Source organism: Corynebacterium suranareeae, assembly GCF_002355155.1.
GTDB lineage: Bacteria > Actinomycetota > Actinomycetes > Mycobacteriales > Mycobacteriaceae > Corynebacterium > Corynebacterium suranareeae.
Map to the genome: position 1 here is coordinate 1 of NZ_AP017369.1, position 11,956 is coordinate 11,956.

At 50.9% G+C, this 11,956-nt stretch carries 11 protein-coding genes; 6 read left to right on the forward strand and 5 right to left on the reverse strand.

All coding sequences use genetic code 11. The features are described from left to right. The 6 genes from dnaA to N24_RS00035 form a co-directional block, all read left to right on the forward strand. A partial coding sequence (gene dnaA / locus N24_RS00005) for a chromosomal replication initiator protein DnaA (protein ID WP_231910755.1) occupies positions 1 to 1,584 on the forward strand: 1,584 nt, incomplete at its 5' end. 708 nt (positions 1,585 to 2,292) lie between these two features. Continuing rightward, the gene (gene dnaN / locus N24_RS00015) at positions 2,293 to 3,477 is read left to right on the forward strand and encodes a DNA polymerase III subunit beta (protein WP_096453230.1); all 1,185 of its coding nucleotides are present in this window, start codon (positions 2,293 to 2,295) and stop codon (positions 3,475 to 3,477) included. Between the two features lie 110 nt (positions 3,478 to 3,587). Beyond that, positions 3,588 to 4,772, forward strand: a complete 1,185-nt coding sequence (gene recF / locus N24_RS00020) for a DNA replication/repair protein RecF (RefSeq protein WP_096453232.1) — start codon at positions 3,588 to 3,590, stop codon at positions 4,770 to 4,772. Further along, positions 4,769 to 5,305: a DUF721 domain-containing protein gene (locus N24_RS00025; RefSeq protein WP_096453234.1), complete on the forward strand. Its 537-nt coding sequence runs from the start codon at positions 4,769 to 4,771 to the stop codon at positions 5,303 to 5,305. The genes recF and N24_RS00025 overlap by 4 nt, the downstream gene beginning before the upstream one ends. A gap of 132 nt (positions 5,306 to 5,437) precedes the next feature. Then, positions 5,438 to 7,492: a DNA topoisomerase (ATP-hydrolyzing) subunit B gene (gene gyrB, locus N24_RS00030; protein WP_096453236.1), complete on the forward strand. Its 2,055-nt coding sequence runs from the start codon at positions 5,438 to 5,440 to the stop codon at positions 7,490 to 7,492. 634 nt (positions 7,493 to 8,126) lie between these two features. Next, positions 8,127 to 9,002: an alpha/beta fold hydrolase gene (locus tag N24_RS00035; RefSeq protein WP_231910756.1), complete on the forward strand. Its 876-nt coding sequence runs from the start codon at positions 8,127 to 8,129 to the stop codon at positions 9,000 to 9,002. Here N24_RS00035 and N24_RS00040 read toward each other — a convergent pair. From N24_RS00040 to N24_RS00060, 5 genes are all read right to left on the reverse strand, one after another. Beyond that, on the reverse strand, positions 8,999 to 9,580 hold the full coding sequence (locus tag N24_RS00040) for a YczE/YyaS/YitT family protein (protein WP_167381971.1): 582 nt from the start codon (positions 9,578 to 9,580) through the stop codon (positions 8,999 to 9,001). The genes N24_RS00035 and N24_RS00040 overlap by 4 nt on opposite strands. Positions 9,581 to 9,674: 94 nt before the next feature. Next, positions 9,675 to 10,118 (reverse strand): DUF6918 family protein, encoded by a 444-nt coding sequence (locus N24_RS00045; RefSeq protein ID WP_096453240.1) that lies wholly within the window; start codon positions 10,116 to 10,118, stop codon positions 9,675 to 9,677. Positions 10,119 to 10,318: 200 nt separating this feature from the next. Continuing rightward, a complete protein-coding gene (locus tag N24_RS00050; RefSeq protein ID WP_096459493.1) occupies positions 10,319 to 11,398 on the reverse strand; it encodes an ROK family transcriptional regulator in 1,080 nt (359 codons plus the stop codon). Positions 11,399 to 11,480: 82 nt separating this feature from the next. Further along, on the reverse strand, positions 11,481 to 11,744 hold the full coding sequence (locus N24_RS00055) for a TetR family transcriptional regulator (RefSeq protein ID WP_096453242.1): 264 nt from the start codon (positions 11,742 to 11,744) through the stop codon (positions 11,481 to 11,483). Then, positions 11,741 to 11,950 carry a CopG family transcriptional regulator gene (locus N24_RS00060; protein ID WP_096453245.1) on the reverse strand — a complete coding sequence of 70 codons (210 nt, stop codon included), beginning with the start codon at positions 11,948 to 11,950 and terminating at the stop codon, positions 11,741 to 11,743. The genes N24_RS00055 and N24_RS00060 overlap by 4 nt, the downstream gene beginning before the upstream one ends. Between the last annotated feature and the right edge of the window lie 6 nt (positions 11,951 to 11,956).

The following is an 11,956-nucleotide window of genomic DNA, read 5'->3' on the forward strand; positions in this document are numbered from 1 at the left end:
GTGAGCCAGAACTCATCTTCTTTGCTCGAAACCTGGCGTCGGGTTGTTGCAGATATCACAACTTTGAGCCAGCAACCGGACAGTGGATTCGATCCACTGACGCCAACTCAGCGTGCTTATTTAAACCTGACTAAGCCGATTGCCATTGTGGATGGATACGCCGTGCTATCCACACCCAATGCGATGGCAAAAAAGGTCATTGAGCAGGACTTGGGCGAAGCATTAACCCGAGTGTTGTCGTTGACAATGGGGCGTTCTTTCAGCCTGGCTGTCAGTGTCGAGCCAGAGCAAGAAGCACCAGAAACCCCAGCTCAACAGGAGTTTAAGTATCAGCCAGATACTCAAACCATGCCGGAGCCAACACCTACTAAAGGGCCACAACAATTTGAAGTTGGTGGGAAAGGGGGAACGTCGATAAGCGATGGCTGGGAACGCACCCACACCGCCCCCGCCCCAGAACCGGCCCCAGTACCGGTGCCCGAACCTGTTCCGGAATTGCAAACTCCGCAGCGCATTCCGCGTGAAACCCCTGCTCACAACCCTAATCGGGAAGTGTCCCTCAATCCTAAGTACACCTTTGAAAGCTTTGTGATCGGACCGTTCAACCGGTTTGCCAATGCTGCGGCGGTCGCGGTCGCAGAAAGCCCAGCGAAAGCTTTCAACCCACTGTTTATTTCCGGTGGTTCTGGTTTGGGTAAGACGCACTTGCTGCATGCCGTGGGAAATTATGCCCAAGAATTGCAGCCTGGCCTGCGGATTAAATATGTCTCGAGTGAGGAATTCACCAATGACTACATCAACTCCGTGCGTGATGACAGGCAAGAAACCTTCAAAAGGCGTTACCGCAATCTAGATATCTTGATGGTCGATGACATCCAGTTCCTTGCTGGTAAAGAAGGAACCCAGGAAGAGTTTTTCCATACTTTTAATGCATTGCACCAGGCGGATAAGCAAATTATTTTGTCTTCGGACCGTCCACCCAAGCAGCTGACCACGCTTGAAGATCGTTTGCGTACTCGATTTGAAGGTGGCCTGATCACCGATATTCAGCCACCTGACCTGGAAACTCGCATTGCGATTTTGATGAAGAAGGCACAAACCGACGGCACGCACGTGGATCGGGAAGTCCTTGAACTCATTGCCAGCCGTTTTGAGTCTTCGATCCGCGAGCTTGAGGGCGCACTGATCCGCGTTTCGGCTTATTCTTCGTTGATTAATCAGCCAATTGATAAAGAAATGGCCATCGTTGCGTTGCGCGATATCCTCCCAGAACCTGAGGATATGGAAATCACTGCGCCGGTGATCATGGAAGTTACTGCAGATTATTTTGAAATTTCCGTAGATACACTGCGTGGAGCAGGAAAAACACGTGCAGTAGCGCATGCCAGGCAGTTGGCCATGTATTTGTGCCGTGAGCTAACCGATATGTCTTTGCCCAAGATCGGTGATGTTTTTGGTGGAAAAGACCACACGACTGTGATGTATGCAGATCGTAAGATCCGCCAGGAAATGACAGAAAAACGCGATACTTACGATGAGATTCAGCAACTGACTCAGCTGATCAAATCGCGCGGACGGAACTAGACACCGACTCAAATTACAAGTTTTCCTCTAAAAGGCCCATCTTCGGATGGGTCTTTTTGTAATTCGCCAATTTTCAAGCATTGTGCAGGTGTTTTCCGTGGGAATCTGCAAAAAGCCCAGCTCAAAAAGTTATCCACAGGGTTATTCACAACAGTGTAATTACAAACTTGTAATTCCGTGAGCTTGCTCACTTTAAAATCCGAAATACACCACCAAACCACTTGTGTATAACTTCCTAAAAATTGGGGATAAGCTGGGGATACATCTGCACAGACTGGGGATAAAACACCCACCTCAAAATCTATCCACAGATAGCAAAAGTTATCCACAATCAATTCACACCCCAGTTCACACCGCGGAATTTGGCAGCTACCTTGTAAAACAACGGTCTATCCACAGTTTGAACAGGACTTACTGTTACTACCAATCTTTTAACTAGAAATTAACTACAAGAAAGAGGGGTTGGGGAGAAACTCTCGGGGATAAGGTTCTGGTGCCTAAACAACTAGGTTGGATGCTTCGAAGAAATTGAAATTACAAATTCCAGATCTGCAGGGATCACAGGTAGGTTGGGTTTGTGTAATTCGGAAAAGGTCTTAACCGAACGGGAACTTCCTCGAGAAGTTTTACCTATTGGTGGATGTCCGGATTTAGTTAAACGATGAACTATATTTGTTGGATCTATTTTCCCAAGGAGCTTTAAACAGCATGGAGTCACAAAATGTGTCCTTCCGTGTGGCCAGGGAAGACCTGGTTACCGCGGTAGCCTGGGTCGCTCGCAACCTGCCCACAAAACCGACTCAGCCGGTGCTTCGAGCCATGCTGATCACTGCCGATGATGAAGGCTTAGAGCTAGCAGGCTACGACTACGACGTGTCCACGCGTGTTCGCTTATCAGCTGAAGTTTCACAACCAGGACGCATCGCTGTAGCAGGTAAACTACTGTCTGAAATCACAGGATCTTTGCCCAACAAGCCAGTTGATTTCCGCATCGACGGATCAAAAGCGTTTGTCACATGTGGTTCTTCCCGCTTCGAGCTTCCTTTGATCCCGCTTGATGATTACCCAATGCTGCCCAAGCTTCCAGCTGGTACTGGCTCCATCAACGCAAAGCTGTTTACCGAAGCAGTCTCCCAGGTAGCTTCAGCTGCAGGTAAAGATGATTCCTTGCCCATGCTCACCGGTGTCAACATGGAAATCGTAGGCAATCAGATCAACCTTGCCGCTACAGACCGTTTCCGTTTGGCCTTGCGCACCTTTGAGTGGGAAGCCAATGACCCAGAACTCAACGTGAAACTGCTAATTCCTGCACGTACATTGCTAGATAATGCACGATCCTTGGATACTGGTTTGAACGATTCCATCGATATCGCCGTGGGAACTGGCGATCAGGTTGGCCGCGAAGGACTATTCGGTGTGCACACCGATAACCGCGAAACCACCACTCGTCTTCTTGATGCAGATTTCCCCAACATCGCACCACTGCTTCCCAAAGAGCACACTGCCATTGCCTCGGTAGAAATCGCACCACTAGTCGATGCCATTCGCCGTGTGTCCCTCGTTGCAGAACGCAATGCTCAGATTGTTTTACATTTCAGTGAAGGCCAGGTCATCTTGACCGCCGGTGCTACTGAGGCCGGACATGCTGAAGAAACCTTGCCGTGTGCATTCACAGGTAAAGAACTCACCATCGCCTTTAACCCCGGTTATTTGAAAGATGGACTTTCTGTCGTACCAACCTCACGTGCAGTGTTTGGATTTACTGAGCCATCACGGCCAGCAATTATGATTCCAGAACCTGAAGAACTTCCATCAGCTAATGAAAATGGGATTTTCCAAACCCCGGATACTTACTTCACCTACTTGCTGATGCCAGTGCGCCTGCCAGGCTAAACACCACAATCATCACTTTCGCGCCTGCCTTTGAAACTCCTAGAATGACAAAGACAGGCGCGTTATCCAATCTCATTCCAATCTCATAACTTTTAAGGAGGTCAGAAGATATGCATATCCGTTCTTTGGAATTACGCGATTATCGTTCCTGGCCTGAACTCAAAGTAGATTTGGAACCTGGAATTACAGTATTTATCGGCCGCAACGGTTTTGGAAAAACCAACATTGTTGAAGCAATTGGTTACCTTGCACATTTGTCGTCTCACCGGGTGTCCTCGGATGCGCCCCTAGTGCGAGCACATGCAGCAAATGCACGAGTGTCGGCCGTAGCTGTTAATCAAGGCCGAGAACTGGCAGCTCATCTGCTGATCAAACCACATGCAGCAAACCAAGCAAGCCTTAACCGCACGAAGTTAAAAACCCCCAGGGAACTTCTCGGCGTGGTCAAAACCGTGCTGTTTGCGCCTGAAGATTTGGCATTAGTCAAAGGTGAGCCTGCTGAGCGCCGCCGATATTTAGATGACATTATCGCTACCCGCCAACCTCGAATGGCAGGTGTCAAAGCGGATTATGACAAGGTGCTGAAACAACGAAACGCCCTGCTTAAAACCGCAACCATTGCACTTCGTCGTGGATATGGCACGGAGGAAGGTGCAGCTGCTTTAAGCACATTGGACACGTGGGATGGGCAGTTAGCGCGCTTGGGTGCAGAAGTGATGGCAGCCCGGTTTGCGCTGCTTAATCAGCTGGGCTCGAAAATTTTCGATGCCTATGCCACGATCGCACCTGAATCTAGGCCGGCAGCGGTAAATTACAAAACCACCATCGATGCCGGATTGGCCCAGTATCCGGAATTTGATGCTGGAATCATCGAGGCCACATTGCTCACGGAGTTAGCGGCAAAACGGCAACGAGAAATTGAACGAGGCTCAAGTCTGGTCGGCCCACATCGCGATGACCTGGAATTATTGCTAGGTGATCAGCCAGCCAAAGGTTTTGCCAGCCACGGGGAAACCTGGTCTTTTGCCCTGTCTCTAAGAATCGCAGAGTTTAACCTTCTGCGTTCCGATGGCACTGATCCCATTCTCATTTTGGATGATGTGTTTTCCGAACTCGATGCCGGACGCCGAGAAAAACTTGTCAGCATCGCCCAAGGCGTTGAACAGGTACTGATCACTGCCGCGGTCCACGATGATCTGCCGGAAAATCTCAAAAATGTGCTCGCCGCACAGCATACCGTCACCGTTCAAGACTCCGATACCGGCCGTATTTCACTACTGGATTCGACACCATGACTGATCCCATTGAGCAGGCATTTGAACGCATCCGCGCTGAAGCCATGCGTCGAAATGGATCCGTTCCAGACCTCAAAAAGAATGATGCTTTTCGACGCCCCCCAGCGCCGAAGGGAGGCGTCGACAAGCGAAAAAAGGGCCGTCCCAGCGGCCTAGACGGCCGCCAAAAACGCTATGTGCGGGGCGCGGAATCGCTTGGATCTGTGCTGAATAAGGAAATTCAGCGTCGTGGTTGGGGCAAAGATATTGCCGGTGGTTGGGTGACATCCAACTGGGAGGAGCTAGTTGGGGCGAAGATTGCGCAGCATACGCGCGTAGAAATGATCAAAGATAAAAAACTGTTTATTACTTGTGATTCCACTGCGTGGGCGACGAATCTCCGCATGATGCAACGGCAGATTTTGCAGGTCATCGCCGAAAAAGTCGGGCCGAACATCATTACCGAGCTGCGTATTTTTGGACCGAAAGTACCGAGCTGGCGCAAAGGGCCTTTGCACGTCAAAGGACGGGGTCCGAGAGACACTTACGGATAGTTTGGTGAAGAAAATCGTCGAATTGGGGCCTATTTTGCCGTTTCTCGCGTTGTGTGCGGTGCTAGGTGGGGCCCTAAGCGTGTAAGATGAAAAGGTCTGTATCGGATAAGTAGCGAGGAGTGTTCGTTAAAAGTGGCAAACACTGAACACAATTATGACGCTTCATCGATCACCATCCTTGAAGGTCTTGAGGCGGTACGTAAACGCCCAGGCATGTACATCGGTTCAACTGGACCGCGTGGACTGCATCACCTGATTTGGGAAGTCGTTGATAACTCGGTGGATGAGGCCATGGCTGGCCACGCCACTAAAGTTGAAGTGACCCTTCTAGAGGATGGCGGCGTACAAGTAGTCGATGACGGTCGAGGTATTCCCGTCGATATGCACCCATCCGGTGCGCCAACCGTCCAGGTTGTTATGACCCAGCTGCACGCCGGCGGTAAGTTCGACTCCGATTCTTACGCAGTGTCTGGTGGACTTCACGGTGTGGGTATTTCTGTGGTGAATGCGCTGTCCACCCGCGTGGAAGCTGACATCAAGCTGCACGGCAAGCACTGGTACCAAAACTTCCAAAATTCCGTTCCCGATGATCTCATCGAAGGCGGCAACGCCCGCGGAACCGGAACCACCATCCGTTTTTGGCCAGATGCTGAGATCTTCGAAACCACTGAGTTTGATTTCGAAACCATCTCACGTCGCCTGCAAGAAATGGCATTCTTGAACAAGGGTCTCACCATAACCCTGACCGACAACCGTGCCACGGATGAAGAACTAGAACTAGAAGCACTCGCTGAGCAGGGCGAAACCGCAACCGAGCTGTCACTTGATGAGATCGACAATGAAACCGAACTCGTCGAAGAAACCACGGATGCACCAAAAAAGCCTAAAAAGCGTGAAAAGAAGAAAGTCTTCCACTACCCAGACGGACTTCAGGACTACGTAAAATTCCTCAACCGCAGCAAGACTGGCATCCACCCATCCATCGTGTCATTCGAAGCAAAAGGCGAAGACCACGAAGTTGAAGTGGCTATGCAGTGGAACTCTTCCTACAAGGAATCAGTTCACACCTTTGCCAACACCATCAACACCCGCGAAGGCGGTACCCATGAGGAAGGTTTCCGTTCTGCGCTGACCTCCCTGATGAACCGCTACGCTCGTGAGCACAAACTTCTGAAAGAAAAAGAAGCCAACCTCACTGGTGATGACTGCCGCGAAGGCCTGTCCGCTGTTATTTCCGTTCGTGTTGGCGACCCACAGTTTGAAGGCCAGACCAAAACCAAACTGGGCAACACCGAAATCAAGTCATTTGTGCAAAAAATGACCAACGAGCACGTTGGACACTGGCTGGAAGCAAACCCTGCTGAAGCCAAAGTGATCATCAACAAAGCTGTTGGTTCTGCGCAAGCCCGCTTGGCTGCACGAAAAGCCCGTGACCTGGTTCGACGTAAGTCCGCCACTGACCTCGGTGGCCTTCCAGGTAAGCTTGCCGACTGCCGATCCAAAGACCCAGAAAAGTCCGAGCTCTACATCGTGGAGGGTGACTCCGCAGGTGGCTCCGCAAAATCTGGCCGTGACTCCATGTTCCAGGCGATCCTTCCGCTACGAGGCAAAATCCTCAACGTGGAAAAAGCCCGCCTAGACAAGGTACTGAAAAACGCCGAAGTTCAAGCGATCATCACAGCACTCGGTACCGGCATCCATGATGAATTCGACATCAAGAAGCTGCGCTACCACAAGATCGTGTTGATGGCCGACGCCGACGTTGACGGCCAGCACATCGCAACCCTGCTGCTCACCCTGCTCTTCCGCTTCATGCCAGAACTGGTTGCCCAAGGACACGTGTACTTGGCACAACCACCTCTGTACAAACTGAAGTGGCAGCGCGGTGAACCAGGATTTGCCTTCTCCGACGATGAACGTGACGAACAGCTTGCTGAAGGCCTGGCAAACGGACGCAAAATCAACAAAGATGACGGCATCCAGCGTTACAAGGGTCTCGGCGAGATGAACCCGAACGAGCTGTGGGAAACCACCATGGACCCAACCGTTCGTATTCTGCGCCGCGTAGACATCGCAGACGCACAGCGCGCTGATGAACTGTTCTCCATCTTGATGGGTGACGATGTTGTGGCTCGCCGCAGCTTTATCACCCGAAATGCCAAGGATGTCCGCTTCCTAGACGTCTAATCAGCATTCACATGTCCCGCCTTTGGAAAATCCAGGGGCGGTTTTGTGATTTCACCTTGGGGTCGGACACAGATACCCAACATTGGGGTTTCTGAGGGGCTTGAGCACCGTGATCTGACTCGAACCAAACATACGTGCCAAAGTTTCGGGATTTCGGGATTTCTTGTCACGTATGTTTGGTCTGGCGTGGGTGGTCGAAATTTTGGTGGCTGACCTCAAAAATCTTAAGGCTCCAGAATCGCTTTTAAGGGCTTTTCAAGGCCCCATCCATACCAATGCTTATCACAGATTTTCGACGCCTTAAAACACCCCTGAGCGTGTCGGTCACTAAAGTGCGATTCCTTAAGTTCGATACCGCACCTCCGATACCTCAAGCTCAATTTCTTAACACCGATTTCAGTCGTATTTCCACCCCAAACCGACTGGTATCGAATGTGCGAAATTGGGGATAAGGAATTGGAACGCGAACTCGAAAGGGTGAAATCGCAGTCAAGGTCTCGAAGTTAAAGGCGGCGGCAAACCTCAGTACACACCAGTGTTCATCCTGGAAGTTTGTGTGCCTTATGTGGCCCGGAATGTGGCCTGCAGAGAGCAAAAGCTGAAAACCTCCAACTTCACAGATACTCTTGGGCACGTGTTATCTACTGAACCCACCACCACTGCACATGTTCCACTGCCTGATGGATCGTCTACTCCAGTCCAGATTTGGGCGTCGGAAAATAAAGACGCCACGTTTGTGATGATGTGGCCAGGTTTTGGCATGGGTGGATATTATTATCGTCCGATTGCAGCTGCGTTAAATAATGCTGGTTACCACGTGGCTATTGGTGAGTTACGTGGTCAGGGTCAAAGTTCAGCGAAGGCTAGCCGAAAGAATCAGTGGGGATACCATGATTTGGCTTCCGTGGATTTCCCGCTTCAGATTGCTGCTGCGAAAACTGCACTTGGCTTGGCCCAAGATCATCCCATGAGGTTTTTGTCGCATTCGATGGGTGGGCAGATTTCTTGTCTTTTTGCAGCTCGTCCAGAGGCTGAAAAATACAATCTTCAAGCAATTTTCGGAGTGGGGGCTGGTTCGCCGTGGAGGCCTACGTTTAGTCCTAAAATGGGGAAGCGTTTGGGATTGGGGGCTGTGTTGCTCGGTGGCATTGGTGGGCATGTCATGGGATTTTGGCCAGGTAAAGTTTTAGGAAAAGACTTGGTGGGTTACGGCCGACAATCGGGAACTCACATGCGGGAATGGCGACTATTTCATAAACACAATTCTTTGGAAGATCTTTCCAAGCAGGATATTAACTATGTGGAAGCGATGAAGAATGTGAGCATCCCCATTACTTTTACTCGATGCCCTGATGATGAGGACTGTCCGCGAGCATCAATGGAGGCCTTGGCTAGTTTTGTTCCCGCTGCTCAGGTTACTTTTGAGGAAATTCCGGAGGAGCTTGGCCACAATAGGTGGGCTCGGCAGCCGGAGGCAACGCTCGAGCTTTTTCTACGCCAAATGTCTTAGTGGCCGATGGAACGGAGGTAGAGTTTGCGCCATTGTCTGACAAAAAATCCGATGAAAAAGGCTGCGAACACAGTACCTTCGCGCACACCTATGAGGGCACCCATGGTGATCCAGGACAAAATCGCTGCGCAGGAAACAAAGGTCCAGTCGACGATTTGTTTCATGGTGCCAAATTCCACTTTGGGAAATCTCGTCACCAATGCGGATACGATGCCTTCGCCGGCGATGAACGTGATGTTGGGGAGCACTTCTATAAAAACACCGATCGACATCAAGATGGTGGCCACGATGACCCAAATCCATGCCACAAAGTAATTATCGGTTTCTGCCCAGGTTGTTAAGAGAAGGCTGAAATCACAAAGAAAACCGAAGAGGAATGCCCACACAATCTGGATCAGCATGTGTGGTTTGAATTGTGACCGCAGCACAATCATCTGGCAAAGAATAAGAAAACCATTGAAGATAATGGTGGTCCATCCAAGTGATAAGCCAGTAGCAGCGGTCCAAACCACTGGTGGGGATGAAATTGTGGTGGTGCCAAGGCCTGCATGGACAGTAATGCCGATGGCGAAAGACATAATAAAGATCCCGACAAAAAACATCGCCCACCTAACAGGTAAGGAGAATCTTTGTGCGGGATCTAAAGGTTTCTGATTAGGGTTGCTCACCTAGTTATTGTGCGTGCTTTTCTATCAACTGGCCAATTTTTGGTAGTTCTTGTTCAATTACCTTGGCAGCTTTGCCACGTACGCCTTTGTACACCTTGTCTAGGCCGGGGACGTTGATGTTGTTTGCGTTGCGGTCAGCAACGTTCAAAATCGCATCAAGTGCGCTGGAGCTGTTGGCTTCTAGGTGTGCGCCGAAATCTGTAGCACCGCCATTAGCTTTGTAATCCTGCCACAGGCCATCTAGGGAATCAGCCATTTCTGGCAAAAGGCGCCTGGAGCCTTTGGTTACGATATCGGAATCTACTTTTGTTGCTGCAGCCATTGCGCCTTTGAGTGCGATGCCGGTGATTCCGGATTGCTTGCTCACGGTTTCTTCGATGAAGGCTGACATATCTTTTACTGCAGCGTCGAAGTTTGTGGAGACAAGTAAGTCCTTGAGTGAAGTCATGGTGCATATCTTAAGTGAAATGAGAAAAGACCGGCGCTTTACGCTTTAAAATCAAGCGGACGCTCGGCCATTCTCGTTGAAAAGTGTTGCAACCCTTCCTCCACAGAAACCGCAAACCACAACAGTCACTGCAATCACAACAATCACAAAGCTTACATTCCGTAACATTTGCCCCGCAACATGGGGCACCACAATACGTCTTAAGAATCTACAAATGCCAAAGGATCTTGACGGATGGGATGCAGTGCGACCTGGATAGCTGCAGTGCGCAGAATGTGGGCATCGGCGCGTTGAATTCTTAATTGACTGCCTGTGTTTGAGCGAAGCTGGGTCACCACGATGCGAAGTGTTTCTGGATCCAGAGTAAAAGCCTCGCCGGCAAACACTACTGCTTCGGGGTCAACCACATCGACGGCGGTGGTCACAGCATCGGCGAGGTTATGTGCGCGTTCGTTAAGAATCTCGCGCGCAATCGAGTTTGTGTGGGAGAGTTGGACTAAATCGGAGAATGATGAAGGTGAGAGGCCGCGTCGAAAAGCATCTTTTAAGGTATTTGTATTGCCGAACGCCGTCGGCGTGCGTCCGCTGTTGGGGCGGTGGACGGCGCCATTAAAGATCCAGGCGTGGGAGACCATTTCACGCGCATAGAAATACAGCGTGGACTGCGTGGCTTGTGTCAGGGAAGCGTTGATAATTTCCGATCCCGCCATCGCCGCAACACCCGAACCGATGGTGGCGGGGAAGGGGAGATGCGCCCCAATATCTACGTTTGACCAGCCATAATCTTCCGAAGTGACGGTTCCATCAGCGCTGAGATGAGCAGAAAGTGCCACGCCCACATTACGTGGCGCGGGCAAACCCAAACTTAGCGTTTCTAGTCTGCGTGCCACAAAATTTAAGGTCTCAGCTGCCGTTGATTGCGCGACTTCGTGGTTGACGCGCTCGTATCTAATCACCCTGCCTGCGAGATCGCACACCGTAAGATCCATGCTGCGCAGGCCGATGTGCGCGCCCCAAGCGGTCAGGTGACGTGCATCGATTCCTAATTTGGTGCGCGGCCGCCCTGATTTTACGCCCGCATCAACACGGGTTTCTTCCACAAGACCTGCATCAATGAGCGCTGCCACATGGCGTGTGACTCCCGCTTGGGAAAGGTTGAGATCACGCTGCAAGGAGGTGCGATCGGCATCAGTCGCGCGGATTTGATGGAATACACGCGCGATGGGCAAGTGCGGTGCCGTGATGTGGACGGGGGAAAGACGCTGAGCAAGCATGAGCACATCATAGACTGAATGGTCTATTTTAAAACAGATTAGATTCATGGATTTAGCTGCACGAATCGGCCACATTAGACAGTATTGTCTATTTATTTACCTCCAGAAGCACTCTTTGGGTGACTGCCGCAAAGGTTTCATTTCGACCACTTAACGGCTTTAAAGCACGGATAATTTCAGAAACTTTTTCAGCCATCGCCTCTGCTGATCCGAAAACTCGCACTCCGTGAAAACTTGCGGTACTCAACGCTGCTGCGGCGGACAGTGCCGCGAAATCCCGCACCGCAACCCCGTGCGCGGCGCACACTTCGTCGGCGATGGCCAAGATATTTTCCGCAGACAGCCCCCTCATCGTGCTTGCCTAATTCGCTTTTCGACGCCCGCATACTCCTTCAACATCGCCCGGGCGAGCCCGGCGATCTCAGCGTCATCAACCGCTCTGCTGGCGGCTGCAATGATGGCCCGGGTGGTAGCTTCTTGTTTGCTGCAACCTTGGGCCCGGGCGAGCAGGGTGAGGGCGCGGCCCTGGGCGTCGTTAAGCCTTAAAGTCATAGCCATACTCAG